Origin of the sequence: Nocardia niigatensis NBRC 100131 (assembly GCF_000308655.1) — a bacterium.
GTDB lineage: Bacteria > Actinomycetota > Actinomycetes > Mycobacteriales > Mycobacteriaceae > Nocardia > Nocardia niigatensis.
The window spans coordinates 143,184-158,559 of sequence record NZ_BAGC01000002.1; the positions used below are offsets into that span (position 1 = coordinate 143,184).

The 15,376-nt window shown below is 66.4% G+C and carries 13 protein-coding genes; all 13 read left to right on the forward strand.

Annotated features, from left to right (window positions below):
- Positions 1 to 30: 30 nt before the first annotated feature.
- The 13 genes from ON33_RS01225 to ON33_RS37855 are packed head-to-tail and all read left to right on the forward strand — an operon-like array spanning position 31 to position 15,219.
- Positions 31 to 369, forward strand: coding sequence for a hypothetical protein (locus ON33_RS01225; protein WP_040853817.1), 339 nt, complete (start codon positions 31 to 33; stop codon positions 367 to 369).
- A complete protein-coding gene (locus tag ON33_RS01230; RefSeq protein WP_157184371.1) occupies positions 366 to 5,321 on the forward strand; it encodes a phage tail tape measure protein in 4,956 nt (1,651 codons plus the stop codon). Before ON33_RS01225 ends, ON33_RS01230 begins: the two co-directional genes overlap by 4 nt.
- Positions 5,318 to 6,319, forward strand: a complete 1,002-nt coding sequence (locus ON33_RS01235) for a hypothetical protein (RefSeq protein ID WP_040853822.1) — start codon at positions 5,318 to 5,320, stop codon at positions 6,317 to 6,319. Before ON33_RS01230 ends, ON33_RS01235 begins: the two co-directional genes overlap by 4 nt.
- Complete coding sequence (locus ON33_RS01240; RefSeq protein ID WP_157184372.1) at positions 6,316 to 7,989, forward strand: Gp37-like protein; 1,674 nt, start codon at positions 6,316 to 6,318, stop codon at positions 7,987 to 7,989. The genes ON33_RS01235 and ON33_RS01240 overlap by 4 nt, the downstream gene beginning before the upstream one ends.
- A gap of 25 nt (positions 7,990 to 8,014) precedes the next feature.
- Positions 8,015 to 8,917, forward strand: coding sequence for a hypothetical protein (locus ON33_RS01245; protein ID WP_040853824.1), 903 nt, complete (start codon positions 8,015 to 8,017; stop codon positions 8,915 to 8,917).
- Positions 8,918 to 10,336: a hypothetical protein gene (locus ON33_RS01250; protein ID WP_040853825.1), complete on the forward strand. Its 1,419-nt coding sequence runs from the start codon at positions 8,918 to 8,920 to the stop codon at positions 10,334 to 10,336.
- A 31-nt stretch (positions 10,337 to 10,367) separates the two neighbouring features.
- Positions 10,368 to 10,733 (forward strand): hypothetical protein, encoded by a 366-nt coding sequence (locus tag ON33_RS01255; protein WP_040853826.1) that lies wholly within the window; start codon positions 10,368 to 10,370, stop codon positions 10,731 to 10,733.
- Positions 10,730 to 11,605, forward strand: a complete 876-nt coding sequence (locus tag ON33_RS01260; protein WP_051151512.1) for a GH25 family lysozyme — start codon at positions 10,730 to 10,732, stop codon at positions 11,603 to 11,605. The genes ON33_RS01255 and ON33_RS01260 overlap by 4 nt, the downstream gene beginning before the upstream one ends.
- A complete protein-coding gene (locus ON33_RS01265) occupies positions 11,602 to 11,907 on the forward strand; it encodes a hypothetical protein (RefSeq protein ID WP_040853827.1) in 306 nt (101 codons plus the stop codon). The genes ON33_RS01260 and ON33_RS01265 overlap by 4 nt, the downstream gene beginning before the upstream one ends.
- Positions 11,904 to 12,266: a hypothetical protein gene (locus ON33_RS01270; protein ID WP_157184373.1), complete on the forward strand. Its 363-nt coding sequence runs from the start codon at positions 11,904 to 11,906 to the stop codon at positions 12,264 to 12,266. Before ON33_RS01265 ends, ON33_RS01270 begins: the two co-directional genes overlap by 4 nt.
- Positions 12,267 to 12,269: 3 nt before the next feature.
- Complete coding sequence (locus tag ON33_RS01275; protein WP_040853831.1) at positions 12,270 to 12,698, forward strand: phage fiber-tail adaptor protein; 429 nt, start codon at positions 12,270 to 12,272, stop codon at positions 12,696 to 12,698.
- A gap of 44 nt (positions 12,699 to 12,742) precedes the next feature.
- A complete protein-coding gene (locus ON33_RS01280) occupies positions 12,743 to 13,366 on the forward strand; it encodes a hypothetical protein (protein ID WP_157184374.1) in 624 nt (207 codons plus the stop codon).
- Between the two features lie 50 nt (positions 13,367 to 13,416).
- The gene (locus ON33_RS37855; protein ID WP_051151514.1) at positions 13,417 to 15,219 is read left to right on the forward strand and encodes a hypothetical protein; all 1,803 of its coding nucleotides are present in this window, start codon (positions 13,417 to 13,419) and stop codon (positions 15,217 to 15,219) included.
- Positions 15,220 to 15,376: the final 157 nt, after the last annotated feature.

Here is a 15,376-nt window from a genome sequence, read left to right on the forward strand (position 1 = left end):
CAGGGACTGCCGGACACATGCGACACGTGGGTGGAGCTCGGCGCGGATCCATGGACGCTCGATCAGCATCTGCTGCGCGACATCGCCAACTCTGGGCGCTCGTCAGATGCGTTGCTGTTCAACGTCTATCGCGACCGCGAGAAGACAGATCCGCGCAAGTTCGAGCCGATTCCGGCGCCCGAGTGCAAGCGCACGCCCGAGCAGCAGGCCCAAGAGGAACAGCGGCGCCTCGAGGAGCAGCGGCAGCGGGAGATCGAGGAGAACTCCGCTGTGATCACCCACGACATCGGGACCGCGCTGTTCCGGGGCGAGCTCACCATGCTCGAGCTGTCGCGGCGCGTCCGCGCAGAACAGGGGATTGAGGCGTGAAAGGCGTTTGGTTCGACATCCTGCCCCGCATGGTGGGCATGTCGGCGGAAGCCGACAAGATCGTCGTCGAGTCCGAAAAAGCGGGTGAGAAGGCGGGTAAGGCGTTCTCCGGGATGTTTTCCCGCGAGGCCACCTCCGCGACCGCGAAGTCCGTCGAGACGATGAAGGCGCAGGTCAACTCGGGCATCTCAGTGCTGGAGCAAGCCTCGGCGCGGGCGGTCAAAGCGCACGACGCCGCTGCCGACGCCGCGGGGCGCGTCCGCATCAAAGAGGCCGCGCTCAACGACGTCCGCATGAAGTTCTCAGAGGATTCGGTGCAATACATCCGTGCCGAGGAAAATCTGGCAAAAGCCAAGCGCGACACCGCTACCGCGAGCGGTGTCGCGCAGACGGCGGCGCTCGACGAGACCCGCGCCATGGAAGCGCTCGCGGCCAAACAGGACGCGCTCGCGGCCAATCAGGACGCGCTGGCGAGGTCGTCCGGCACCATGTCCACGGCACTCAAGACTGCCGCGACGGTCGGTGTCGGCGGCCTGATCTTCGGCATGGGCGAGTCGATCAAGGCTGCGGGCGACTTCCAAGCCAGCCAGACACGCCTCGTCACCACCGCCGGTGAGGATCAGAACGAGCTCGGGAAGGTCTCCAAGGGCATCTTGGACATGGCCGGCCAAGTGGGTGTGTCGGCCGAGGAACTGTCCAAGGGCATGTACACGATCGAGTCCGCGGGATTTCATGGCGAAGCGGGCCTGAAGCTGCTGAAGGCCGCCAGCGAGGGAGCGCGGCAGGAGAACGCGGACCTGAAGGACGTCACCGATGCCCTGACGACATCGATGCACGATTTCAACATCGCCCCGGACCAGTCGGCCGTGGTTATGAGCAAGATGATCGCCGCGGTCAGCAACGGCAAGACGACCCTCGGTGAATTCTCCGGCGCGTTGCATTCGGTCGAGCCTGCCGCGCACGCGGCCGGCATCTCGCTCGACGACACCTACGCCACGCTGGCGATGATGACCCGCACGGGCGAGTCGGCCCAGCAGTCCACCGAGAATATGACCGACGCCATCCGGCATCTGTCGTCCCCGACGCAGCAGATGACCGACGAGATGGCCCAGTTCGGCATCTCGTCGGCGGACGTGCAGCAGCACCTCGGCGAGCGCGGACTCACGGGCACGATGGACATGCTCGCCAAGGCGATCCACGACAAGATGACTCCGGCGCAGCAGATCGTCATCGACACGTTCAACCAGAACAAGCTGGTAGTCGCAGACGCGAAGCGTATGTTCGACGGCCTCCCGCCCGCGGCGCAGGCAGTCGCACAGTCGGTCAAGGACGGCACGCTGTCGTTCGCGGAGTTCCGGAAAACGGGCGGCGGCCTGGCGGTCGATCAGAAGAACATGGTCGACCAATGGTGGGCGCTGGAGAAGAAAGCGGACGGCTTCAATTCCGTGCTGAAGTCCGGTAAATCCGATATCCAGACCTATCAGGATGCACTGAGCAAGGTAACCGGCACGGTCGCCGGGGCTACGGTGGCAATGGATATCACCGCCGATAATGCCGACGACACAAAGAAGACGAAAGCCGGCATCGAGGGCGCGAAGCCAGAAGCGTCCGGCGACATCGCCGGATGGTCCGATGTCCAAGGCAATTTCAACCAGAAGCTGGCCCAGACCAAGGCGTCGGTCGGGTCGATGGCGATCGCGGTCGGTACCGATCTCCTACCGGTAGCGACGAAGTTCCTCGGCGTTCTCCAGGACACTGCCAGGTGGCTCGACAAGCACAAGGTCGCCGCCGATGGTGTTGTCGCCACTATCGGCACCCTCGCCGGTGCCTGGGCAACGATCAAGGTCGCCCAAGGCACCTGGTCGGGCCTGAAGACCGTGATCGGCGGTGTGAAGGGTGTCATCGGCGGTGTCGCGAAGGGAGCGAAAGCCGGGGCCAACATGCTCTCCTCGGCAGCCAATGGCGCGAGGAGGCTCAGCCTCATGGCGCAGGGCTGGTGGGAGTGGACCGGGAAGGCGAGAGCCACTGCGATCAAGAATTTCGTCGCCACGAAAGTGCGGGCCGGAGTCGAGGCGGTGCAGTCGGCCGCGGCGTGGGTGGCGCAAGGCGCCCGGGCGGCCGGGGCGTGGGTGGTCATGCAGGCCAAGGCTGCTGGCGCGTTCCTCGCGACGAAGGCGAGTGCGGCAGCCTCGGCCGTGGAAACTGGCGGGGCGTGGCTGGCGGCGCAGGCGAGCGCGGGTGCGGGCTGGGTCGGCATGCAGGCCAAGGCTGCCGGCGCGTTCCTGGCGACCAAGGCCAGCGCCGTCCTCTCGGCGGGCGAGACCGCTATGGCATGGGTGGTCCAGAACGCGAAGGTCGTCGCGAGCTTCGTGCTCGTCGAGGGCGCGTCGATCGCTGCCGGCGTGGCCGAAAAGGGTATGGCGGCGGCCCAGTGGCTATTGAACGCCGCCATGGACGCCAACCCGATCGGCCTGGTGATCGTGGGACTCACGGCGCTGGTCGGCGGTGTCATATATGCCTGGAATCATTTCGATTGGTTCCGGAATGCAGTGAAGGATGCCTGGGACTGGATGAAGAAGGCCGGTGACTGGATCGGTCACGAATTCATGGACATCTGGCACAAACTCGGAGACTTCGTACACGACAACTCCGAGAAGATCAAAAATGCCGGTCACGCGGTCGGCGAGGCATTCCAATGGGGTGCCAAGGTCGCGATCGATGCCTGGCATGATCTGGAAAAGGGCCTCGGTGAACCCACATATCTGGTGATGCGGTACATCTACCAGGACGGCATCCGGAAAATGTGGGATTCAGCATCTGATACAGTCGGTGGCGCGCTCGGCCATCTGCCGGACCTCAGCAACGAGATCGAGCGCATTCCGCATTTCGCATCCGGTGGCGTGTATTCCGGGCCCGGTATTGTGTCGCAGGGTTCAGGCTGGCCGAACGACGACGTGAACGCGAAATTGTCGAAAGACGAAGGTATCGCGGTACCCGGATTCGTGAAATGGTTTGGCGTCGACAATTGGCACGCAGCGAACAGGTATTTCTCCGGTCGCTCCGGCGGCGACGGATTCCATTTCGCGCCTGGCGGCATCTTCGACGGTGTCGGCGACTTCTTCTCCGGTGCCAGCAACCCTGCCGAGTGGCTCCGTACCAAGCTCCGCAGCGCTGTCACGGGCGCCGAGGCCATGGTCGGCAGCGACAGCATGTGGAAGAAGCTGCTCCTCCAGCTGCCCGAGCACATGATCGGCAAGCTCGTCGACTGGGGCAAAGACAAGCTGGGGTCGGTCGTGCACGGTGCGAAGGACCTGGTCAGCGATGTTGGGCACGTGCTGGGCTTCGCCCGCGGCGGCATCTACGCCGACGGTCCGGCCGAGTCCGTCAGCGGACTCACGCCGGCACCGGAGACGGTCCCGGATCTGTCCGTCGACACGGGCATGCCCGCTGACTCAGGCATCTCGGCGGACACGGGGCTGTCGGCTGGCCCGACGGCGTCTGTGGACCCGGTCGTGACTCCCGACTCCGTATTCTCTGGCGACACGGGCATGTCCGCAGATCCGAGCCTGTCGGCGACGAGCGGGGCATCGAGCGGGCTGCAGGTCGCGCTCGACGCGATCCGCGACCACCTCTCCACGATGTACCAGTGGGGCGGCACCGACCTCAGCTCGGGTGTGGACTGCTCCGGCCTCGTGGGTGACGCGCAACTGCTCGCGACCGGACAACAGCCCGACCACCGGGTCGGCACCACCGATACGATGATGTCGGGTGGCTGGCCCGGAATGATCAAGGGCGCGACCAAAGATGACTACTTCGTCGCGGGCGTCAACGACCACCACATGTCCGGCTCTATCTTGGGCACGCCTTTCGAGGCGCGTCAGACCGGCGAGAAACTCCGTATGGGCTCGTCGGCGGCGTCCCCGTTCGATGCCCAGTTCGTCGAGCAGTGGCACCTCGATCCGACGCTGATCGAGCCGGCATATCACCCAGGGCTGAGCGACGACCCGCTCACCAGCGCGAGCCCGACCGACAAGGCCGCCAAGTACAAGCAGGCGGCACAGAAAGAGCTCGACCTCGCCAAGAAGCATGACGCCGAGGCCGAGAAGTTCCTGACCGAGGCCGCCAAATACAAGGAGGGCTTGCCCGCCGAGAAGCAAAAGCATCTCGACGCGGTCAAGCGCCACCTGGATGCGGCGGCCGAGGCCGACAAGCTCGCGTCGTTCACCACTGGCGCCGAGCAACAGAAGCATTTGGACGCCGCGAAGCACGATCGGGAGCTGGCGCAGTCGGCCCAGGACGCCGCCGGCAACGTCGGCGGCAAGGCGCAGAAGTACCTCGACGCGGCGGCGAAGGCCCGCCAGATGGCTGCCGACGAGCGCAAGCGGGCCAAGGAGGATCTGGAAAAAGCGGACAAGGCTGCAACGTCGACCGGCAAGAAGTCCAAGGACGACACCAACGGCGGCTGGATGACGTTCGAGCAGGCCGGGGAGAAGGCCGGCGGTCTGGCCGCGACGATGTTCCTCGACAGCACCGGCCTGGGCAACACGATCGTCGCCGACCCGAACAAGTCCGCGGTCCTGCGTATCGGAAAGCAGCTCACGCAGGTGAAAACCACTGGCCAGCAACCAAACTGGGGTGCTAGCCCGTTCCTGCCATCGACCAAGACCGACGAGGACCTGTCGGATCTGCTGCCCGCCACCCACGACCTGGGCGGCCTCATCCCACCCGGACTGTCGCTGGTGAACAACAAGACCGGGGGCAACGAGGTGCTGGTGATCAATCCGCAACTGGCGCAACAGCGTTCGCCCGAACCGGTGGGAGCGAGCCGGGGACGCAGTGACAGCGGTAGCGGCCCGCTGGTCAGCATCGGCACCTGGGTCGCCGCCAGCGACGACCAGGCGGAGGCGAACCGGCTCGGCCGCACCGTCGGCCAGTACGCGAGGGGCCGATGAGCACGCCCGTCTCAGCGCCCGACACCGGCTCGGGTGCCGACTCCGCTGGTGTCGCGCGGCCCGTGGCGCTGACGCGGCCCGCACCACTGGGTGTGTGCCAGTCCGTCGAGTTCGACGATCTGGCCTGGGTGCGCGTCTACGACGCCAATGCGAAGGTCTGGCAGATCGACGGCCCCATGGCTCCGCGCCCGCCGCAGGGCGAAGGGGTGCGGCTGCTGAAGATCAAGTTCAAACCGCTCTTCAAGCACCTCGACCAGGCGGGGGCACACCAAATCGGTGTCACTCGGCTGGATACGACCTGGGACGCGGCCGAGGTCGAGATGACGCTGAAGTTCATCGGCCGCACTCCCGGCGCCGCGCGGCGGGTGTTCCGCAACTGGCTCACCGGCTGGGACCCGCGCAACGAAATCCAGATGGCCTGGTTCACCTCGCAATTGGGCAACTGGTGGATCAACATGCGCCATCTCGAGACGATGAGCGACGACATGCCCGCGGGCAACCACCTCAGCTTCGAGATGAACTGGGCAGCCCGCGCGGATTTCCCTTGGTTCCGCAGTTTCGACAGCCGCTCGCCGGTGATGACTGCCGACAGTGCCGGTAACCTCGTGGACCCGATCAAGGCGACGCAACCGCATCTGGCCGCACCGAATGGCTTTATGCGCGTGACGAATTGGGGCGACCAGCCCGCATTCCCCACACACCTGCTCCAGGGTCCGGGCGTGTTCACCCTCGGCGACAACGGCGGCAGCGGCACGGTCACCATCCCCGTACGGGCCGGACAGCTGGTGCACGTGACCACCGACCCGGCGGTGCAGACCGTCACCGAGATCAACACCGGCGCGAACCTGTACCCGTCGATCACGGGCCGGTTCTCGCGGCCGGTTCCGGCCGCGCCGGGCGGCTACGAGATCCGTATCCCGATCTCTGTCACCGGATCTCAGCAGGGCGTCACCTCGGCGCTGACCCGGCTCACGCCGCTGCGCAGGTGGCCGCAATGACGCTGCCGGTGCCGGTCAACCTCACCACGGTCAACCCAGCGAGGATCTTCGACCAGGCCGACGCCGCGATCGCCGCGGCGCAACCCGACTACAGCACACCGGCATACGTGGTGGAGATCCTCGACCGCAACGGCTATCCGCTGGGAGTCGCGGACGACTATCTGGACCTGGAGTGGGAGAACAACACGGTGCTGGGCACCGCGACGCTGGTGCTCAAAGGCGACGATCCGTGGGCGCCACTGTGTGCGGCCTGCGACTACACCGTCGTCACGGTCCTGATCTACGACAACCAGGGCAACAAGGTGTTCACCGGGTTCGTCCACGACTGCGATGACATCGACGAGAAGGGCATCGGCACCGTCACCGCGCAGCTGCAAGCGCACACGGCCTGGTTCCAATCCTTTTGCGTGTACCCGAATTTCACGCTGCCCTGCATCCTGCAGGAGCCGAAAGAGGCGATATTCATCGGCCCGGCCTGCACCAATCTCAAGGAGATGTGGGCCGAGCAGATCGGCCGCTACGCAGTCACTCTCGGGTTGGTCGAGCTACTCGAGGAGATCCTCGATCCGCTCGCATGGCTACAGGGGATCGTCGAGGGCAACGAGCTGCCCGCAGTGGTCGTACCGCTGAACCCGCTCACCGACTCCTCGCCGTGGGTGGCGATCGTCGCGCGCATGGAGGAGATCGACACCCTCCAACAGCCGGCCATCAAGGGCACCGGCGTGCTGCCGACCGCCGTGTTCTGGAAACCGGGCGACCCGCAGCCGTGCCCGCAGTGGTTCACGCTGAGTACGCCGTGCATCGTGATGGACTGCCAGGACTATTCGAACGTCACCGGTTTCGATGCGGGGTTCCTCACCGGGCTCATCGGTGAAACCGTCGCGCTCGCGGACACTGTTCTGGGCGAGATCATGCAGGTGATCGGCGTCCAGGCGGCCGAGCAGCAGCAGAACGATCCCAACGCCACCGACCCGTACGGAAACGGGCCGCTGGCAACAGCATTGGGTCTGCTGGCCAAACCGGCTTGGGTTGTTTTCGACGCTGACTCCAAGTACTCGGGCATCGAGAAGTGCAGGGTCACCAGTCATCATCCGCTGGCATGGAATCTCGTCGCCGGCGGGAAAAGTCCTACCTGGGTCAACAAGGGCATCGATTTTCTGCTCGAGCTGGCGCTTTCGGAATTGCTGGCCGTGCTGGGTGCATCCGGCATTGCCCCCGACATTTTGAGCGGTGTGTTCGACGACACGGTGCTCGCGTTCGAGCCCTTCCCTGATTTCGCCCGCCAGCACGAGCTCGGCAAGTTCGCGCGGCCCGAGAAGCTCATCGCCGCCGGCTCGCAGGCATTCACACCGTCGACTCTGGTCGCCGGTGCCCAAGGGCTGTACGACACAAGAGGTTTCCGCGCGATAGAGCTGACCATCACCGATCAGCGCCAGTACGTCTACGGGCGCGATTACGGCATCTACACACCGGTCAGTGTGATCAGACGCGGTCGCCTCTACACCGATTACGTCTCCAAGGTCGTCGGTAAGGACGATCGCACGACCCGCGCGTCCATCGTTGCTTCCGTCGGCGACGGGAAGGGCCAGGAGATGCCCATGGTGCGCGCGTTCCGGTTCATCGACGGCGCCCAAAAGGCTTTGAACGCAGCCATGTTGGCGCAGAACTAGAGAGGACACGGCGATTACCAGCTTCATGCAGAATCCCGATGGCAGCTACACCATCAACGCGCAGATCAACTGCCGCGACTTCGACAGCTTCCTCGAGACCGGCATCCTCACGATCATGATTACGCCGCTGGGCGGCAGCAGCAACATGCCGTTGGGGCTCAATGGCCAGCCAGGGATGCCGCCGCAGCTGACATGCAGCGTGACCGCCCTGTCCGCAGGTGCGACGCCCACGGCGATCCTCACCGAGACCGACCCGGGCGCGCCCGGTGTCTCCTCGACCTACAACCTCGCCCTTGGCCTGCCCGTCGGCAGTCCGGGCGCGGCGGGTGCGGCGGGCAGCATCCTGAACTCGTCGAGCTTCAGCAACAGCCCCGCCAATGGTCAAGTGCCGGTGTACAACTCGACGTCCGGGCTGTGTGCATGGGCGACGATCTATCCGCCGGTCCCGCTGTTCGTGGTGCCGGGTTCGAACTTCACCGCGCTGTCGATGACCTCGGCGCAGGCCTCCGGCATCATCTGCGACTTCACCATCCCCGCGCAGACCTTCCGGTACCGGCCGAGGGTGAACGGCGATCTCGAGGTGATCGGCGCGACCGGCATGCGGATCGACGCGCAGGTGATGATGGGACTTGCGACGACCGCCGATGCCACAATCGCCAGCTCCGGCACCCAGGTCGCCTACGGCCGCGGGCCCGACCCATCGGTGGCCGGCACGTCGAATCCAGTGCACGTGAGCATCACCCCGCTCTATGGCGTGGCGATGGCACCCACCGATACGAGTCCGGCGGTCGTGGTGGTGCCGACCGGATCGCCCGCGCAGACACCGGCGATGAAGCTGGTCGTATCGGCTGTCCGGCAGTACGGTTCGGCCGCTTGGACGACTACCCAAACCCTCGGCGAGCTTCGCGTGTACCTCGACGCGGTATAAATGCCCAGCTCACAATTCATGGCCGCCGCGGGGACAGCGCTCGGCGAGCTGGTGCTCGCCCGGGTGCTCTCAGCGGTCGCCGGGGTCGACATCAACGTGTTCGGTGTGGACCTGCATCCTTTCGCGGGCCTGCAAGCATGGGCGACGAACCTGGAAAACCAGGCATCGACGGCGCTCCAGAACGCGGGCACCATCGCCTCGGGCATCACCGGCGGCAGCAGCGACCCGACCAAGGTGGCCGGCACCGTCGGCGGCATCCAGAACAACATCGCCGCCAACTCCGCGGCCATCAGCGCACTGCAAACCCAGCAGCAACAGTCCCAGGTCGGCGGCGCATCGGTCACCGTCACGTTCCCCGGCACCCAGCTCGGCAACATCGGGCCCGGCTGGACTCTGGGCGGAATGTCGACCGCGCTGTGGGCCGAGGGCAACAACGTAGCCGGTATCCAACCGAATAACGCCTACGGCTCGGGCACCCGGTACGCGGTCAACACGACCACGATGCTCACCGACGACCACTCCGTCACCATGGTCGCTGGCACCACCGGATCGACGCAGGCGATGACGTCGCTGATCGTGCGCGCCGCAGCGGACATGTCGAGTTTTGTCTACCTCAACGTATTCAGCAATCACGCCTATCTCGGATACGGGTCGTGGAATGGCAGTGCGTTCACCTTCCACGACTGGCCAGGGGCCAATATCGCGATCAGCCTCGCGGTCGGTAACACTCTCACCCTCACCGCCTCAGGCCAGCAGTACACCGCGACCCTCAATGGCGCGACCCTGCTGGCGCACCTCGACAGCGCGGGGCAGTTGACGGTCGGCTCGTCGAACCGCTCCGTAGGCATGCTCAGCCAGCAGACCGTCGACATCTTCGGATCCGCCTGGACCGGTTGGGACATCCAGAGTTTCGCCGCCGCGGACGTATCGTCACCGCCCACGATCGGCACCGGATGGTCGATCTACCAGAGCAACGCCGCCACGGCGTTCCCGGGCAGCAGCGGATGGACACCAGTCGGCGCAGGCACCTTCGACGCCATCCGCCAATACGCGAATGTCACGCTCACCGACGCCGGGCGCGGAATCGTCACCATCCAGAAAACCGGTTGGTACACAGTGACTTTCGCGGGCGCGTTCTCGGCTGCGACGCAGTTGACCGGCGCGGCCGGGCTGTATCTGCGGCCATCGGGCAGCTCGTCATCGAGCGTGGTCCGCTGCGGCATGGTGATCCCCAACGGCGGCGGCTCGGACAACACCTACACCAGCGACGTGCAGACCGCGAACGTCGTCTATCTGCAAGCGGGCGACCAGATTTCGCCCGCACTCTTTGTCACCCACTCCGGCAGCCTCACCGGCTCCGCCAGCGCCGGATCCGGCTACCTGACCTATTTCGAGGGCGCGCTCGTCAGCGCCGCCTGACCGCACGAAACATCATAGAAAGGGCACTCCCATGAGCGATCTCACCAACCTGGAACAGCAGATGTTCGCCGCGGTCCAGGCCGCGCTCGACCAGTGGGCACCGGAGCTGCATCTGTCCATCGTCCCGGCTGAGCCTGCGATCGAGGCCCTGGCGCAGGCAATCGTCACCAGCGCCGAGGACGCCCTGCGCTCCGGCGCGATCACCACCGGCGCGGCCGGTATCGGCACCACGCTGGGCACCGCGGCCGGCGCGGCGCTGGGCACCGCGATCGGCGGCCCGGTCGGCACCGGCCTCGGCAGCACCGCGGGCGCGGCACTGGGCACCCTCATCGGCACCACCCTCGGCAGCGCGTTCACCTCGATCGCCGAGCAGTTCCTCACCGCGGCGACCCAATGACGCTCTACGGGTTCGACATATCGAACAATCAGGGCCCGGGCCTGAGCCTCGCCGAGATCCAGCGCGAGGGCTTCGCCTGGTGCGAGATGAAAGTCTCCGAGGGCGACTACTTCGCCGATCCCGATTGGGCCGGATACAAGGCGCAGGCCGACGCGTGCGGAATGCCGATCATCGGCTACCACTACGCGATCGCCTCCTGTGCGCCAGCGGCGCAGGTGGCGAAGTTCGCGGCCAACGGCGGCGGCAACGTGGTGATGATCGACTTCGAGGCCAACTCGGGCACTCTCACCGACTACTGGGACCTGGTCCGGGCCTTCAATGCCGTCGGAATCACGGTGGTGCTTTCCTATCTGCCCCAATGGTATTGGGAGCAGATCGGGAGCCCCGACCTCTCGCAGGTGCCGGGCCTGATCGCATCCGCGTACCCGAGTTCCTCGGCCGGATACGCGTCGGTCCTCTACCAGCAGGCCGGCGGCGACTCCGGCGAGGGATGGAACCCGTACGGCGGTGGATCGCCGGTGATGTGGCAGTTCACCGACTGCGCGCTCACCAATGGAACCACGTTGGACGCTAACGCTTTTCGCGGCAGCACGGCCGATCTGGTCGCGCTGCTCACTGGCCAACCCAGAGGAGGATTCATGGCCCTTTCCGATGCCGAACAGACCGAACTGCTCACCAAGGTGCGCGATATCTGGGACCAGCTCCGCGGGCCCGGCGGGACGGGCTGGCAGCAGCTGGGCAAGAACCCAGCCGGCCAGAACCTCAGCCCGGTCGACGGCGAGGCAGAACTGATCACCGAGGAAGGTGTCGTGCTGTCGATGGTGCGCCAGATCGCGGCCGACGTCGCGGAATTGAAGGGACAGAAGCCGTGATCAAAATCGCCCCGTACTACAAGGCCGTCACCGCCGGTCTCGGTGAATTGGTCACCGCGACAACGGCTATCGTGTCGCTTCTGACACTCGTGTCCGACCAGTATCACGGCGTCGCGGTCGGCGCGTCGGTGCTGATCGGCGTGCTCGGCATCGCGAAACCGGCATATGTGTACCTCGTGGCGAACGAGCCGCTGGTCGACGACATCGATACCGCCGTCACGCAAGCCGCGCCAGTCGTGCAGCAGGTCGAACACGCCGCCGGCGCCCTCGCCCACGAGCTACCGGCCGGGGGTCCACAGTGAGCGTGTGGACCACCCTGTTCGACCTGGGCGCGGGTGGTGCAGGCGGCGCCATCCTGTCGGGTGTCGGTGGCCAGGCCATCGCCGCGCTTCGCCATCGCCGCCTCGATGACGCGCAGGTCGACGTCCAGCACGCCACCGAGGCGCAGATCGTCTCGGGTATGCACAGCGGCCTGGCAAAGGCCCTCCAAGAGGACAACCGGGTGCTGCGGGGCGAGCTGCGGGAGGTCAAAACCCAGCTCGCCGGAGTCGAGCGCAAACTCGACGCGCTGGCCAGCGTCTGCGGCGACACCCTGCGCCATCTGGACGCACTCGGGGCGGACACGACGCCCTACCGTGCGGCACTGCGCGATTCGACATAGCCCATGACCGCTATCGCCGTGGTCCGTGACGTGTTCGACGCGCTGGGCCGCATGACCGTGTCGACGCCGATGTGGATCGACGATTCCCAGCTCGCCGATTATCAGCTCTACGGCTGGCGGCTCCCGTTCGGTGCGCCGGTCGCCCCGCTCACCGCGGACCAGATCCCGACCATCACCATGTCGCCGAGCGATGTGCGCCCGTGGCAGCTGGATTGGTCGCAGTGGCTGACCGGCGGCGAGACGATCGCCTCATCGCTGTGGATCCCCGGGAGCCAATCGCTGGGCTTGTCGAGCCAGTCGGCGACGCCCACCACCACGAAGACGTGGATCACCGCCTTCTCGGTCGGAACCGCTCTGGTCACCAACCGCATCACCTCGAGCGCCGGCCGCACCGACGACCAGTCGGTGAATGTCGTCGTACAGCAGCGCTGAGCCGCTGAATCACTTTGTCACGCAATGAAACAGGAGAATTTGTCATGCCCGTAGCACACAGCTGGCTGCACATGGACGGCCGCCCGATCGAGGTCGACCGCTGGCAGACCGAGATGACGGTCGCGAAGTTCCACGCCGAGACCGTGCGCCAGGTCCAGCACGACCTCAACGGCGGCGTCGAGCCGATCTGGGAGGACTTCGCCCGCCACGGCGTGCAGCCCGACGATTGGGCGCACGAGGTCGGCAACCTCATGACCACCGCGGGGCTCAACCTGCTCACGCAGCTGTTCGAAGGGGCGGGCGGCAACGCCTTCAACCACACCGATGCCATTGTGGGCGTAGGCAGTTCGTCCACCGCGGCCCTCGTCGGCGACACCGCACTCGGCGGCAACGGCAGCACGACCACCGCCTACTACCAGCAGGCCGACACCTCCTACCCCACCCAGTCCAACGGGCTCATCACCTGCTACTGCACGTTCGGCAGCGGTAATGCGAACTTCGCGTGGAACGAATGGTGCTTGGGCGACGGGTCGGGCGGCATCACGGCCGGTGGCACTCTGGCCTCCGTCGCGACCGGTGTGGTGATGATCAACCACAAGATCGCCTCGTTGGGCACCAAGACGTCCGGCGCGTCCTGGACGGCGCAGTGCACCATCACCGAGAGCTGAATCAGTCTCTCGCACAGTAGGTTTCGGTGACAGATTGAGGTGGTGGTCATATGGCGATCGCACTACGCGGAACAGCCACGACGGGCACGTCCACGGCCACCGCCCCCACCGGATCGACCACCGGCGATCTTCTCGTCGTTGTCGCCATCGCACCATCGGCCACGACGATCACGGTCCCCACGGGATGGACCACCGCCTGTAATCAAACCCAGACGGCCCCATACGGCACGTTGCGCCTGGTAGTGGCGACCGCGCCATGGTCGGGCGGTCTGTCCATGTCGTTCAGCGGCGCAACGCTTCTCACCTGCACCGCCTACAGCGGCGCGTCCACAAATAGCCCGTTCCAGGTCACCAACTACACCCTGGGCGGCCAAGCCTCGACGATCGCGACACCATCGGTCAGCGACACCACGAGCGGCGGCTGGCGCCTGTGCGCGTGGGGTATCGGCGACTCCTCGCTGTCCAGCGTCAGCGCCTGGTCCACATTCAGCCCCGCCGACACCATCCACGGCGCGACCAACACGAGCTCGTACGCGATCGCCCTCACTGACACCAACGGGTCTGTCAGCACGGGCAGCATGAGCGTCACCGGCACCCTGCCGAGCTCCAACTACGTCTTCCTGCCCGCTATCGCCTTCATCGGCATCCTGACGCCGGCCGGTTCCGCGATCCCCGATTCCGACACCGGTAGCGGCAGCGATACCGCGACCGCGGGACCGAACGCACCCGACGCCGGCACCGGCACCGAGGGCAGCGTCGCCGTCGTCGCCACCATTCCCGCCGCCGAGACCGGCAGTGGCGCCGACACGGCCACGATCGCAATCCCAGCCGCCGATACCGGGGCCGGAGCCGAGGCTCAGAGCGCCAGGGTGTCCACCGCCGACACCGGCAGCGGCGTCGACACCCAGCTGTCGGGGCCGACCTCATCGGACACCGGCAGCGCCGCGGAGGCCAGCAGCATCACTGCGACCATCCCCGCCGCGGAGACCGGCGGCGGCACGGACGCACAAACCGTCGCCGTCCCTGCTTCCGGCGAGACCGGCGCTGGCGCGGATTCGGCACTCGCCGCCGCGCAGATCGCCACGGCCGACACAGGCACCGGCACCGACGCGGCCACCCTGGCCGTGATCCCGGCGGCCGAGACCGGATCAGGCGCCGAGGCGGCCACCGTCGTCGCGATCACCGCCAGCTCCGACACCGGCAGCGGCGCCGACGCCCAAGCTGTGCGCCTGGCATCGGGCGACACCGGCAGTGGTGCCGACGCGGCCACGATCGCAACCCCCGCTTCCGATACCGGGGCCGGGGCCGACTCGGCGGTCGGGGCCGCGCAGATCCCCGCCGCCGACACCGGTTCGGGCACTGGAAGCCAGAGCATCGGTGCGCCGTCGGCCGACACCGGATCGGCCACGGAATCGATCACCCTCACCGAGCTCCTGCCCGCCCCCGACACCGGCGCGGGTACCGACGCGGCACAGCTGGCCGTGCCGGTCACCGACACCGGCACCGGCGTTGACACCCAGCTGTCAGGGCCGACCTCAGCCGACACCGGCAGCGCCGCGGAATCGGCGACGGTCTCGGCCAAGACCCCTGCCGCCGACACCGGCACCGGTTCGGACGTGCAGTCCCTCGCCGTCCGAGCACCGGATACCGGCAGCGGCCTGGACGCATCGATTGTCGCGGTCCAGATCCCGGCCACCGACACCGGCAGCGCCATCGATGCCGGGACTCCGGGCGTGCACGGCTTCGACACCGGGACCGGATCCGACACCGCGGTCGGCGAGCTCGTCGGCATCGTCGTGCCCCCCGACCTGCTGATCTACGTCGTGCCATCCGCCTACCGCGTACCCAGCTGAGAGGAGGCGAAAATGTGGCTCCTGCAAATGATCCTGGCCTTCTACATGCTCAGCACGTACGGCCGCGCGTGATACCGTCCTCCCGTACTCCGCACTAGCGGACAAAACAGCCGCCCCCGCTACCTACGGGGGCGGCTGTTTTGCGTTGCCTCCCGTG

Excerpts from the sequence above, each read along its gene's own strand:
- ON33_RS01240 (WP_157184372.1), top strand. The coding sequence starts at position 6,316 with ATGACGCTGCCGGTGCCGGTCAACCTCACCACGGTCAACCCAGCGAGG.
- ON33_RS37855 (WP_051151514.1), top strand. The coding sequence starts at position 13,417 with ATGGCGATCGCACTACGCGGAACAGCCACGACGGGCACGTCCACGGCC.
- ON33_RS01255 (WP_040853826.1), top strand. The coding sequence starts at position 10,368 with ATGAGCGATCTCACCAACCTGGAACAGCAGATGTTCGCCGCGGTCCAG.
- ON33_RS01280 (WP_157184374.1), top strand. The coding sequence starts at position 12,743 with ATGCCCGTAGCACACAGCTGGCTGCACATGGACGGCCGCCCGATCGAG.
- ON33_RS01235 (WP_040853822.1), top strand. The coding sequence starts at position 5,318 with ATGAGCACGCCCGTCTCAGCGCCCGACACCGGCTCGGGTGCCGACTCC.
- ON33_RS01260 (WP_051151512.1), top strand. The coding sequence starts at position 10,730 with ATGACGCTCTACGGGTTCGACATATCGAACAATCAGGGCCCGGGCCTG.
- ON33_RS01250 (WP_040853825.1), top strand. The coding sequence starts at position 8,918 with ATGCCCAGCTCACAATTCATGGCCGCCGCGGGGACAGCGCTCGGCGAG.
- ON33_RS01245 (WP_040853824.1), top strand. The coding sequence starts at position 8,015 with ATGCAGAATCCCGATGGCAGCTACACCATCAACGCGCAGATCAACTGC.
- ON33_RS01275 (WP_040853831.1), top strand. The coding sequence starts at position 12,270 with ATGACCGCTATCGCCGTGGTCCGTGACGTGTTCGACGCGCTGGGCCGC.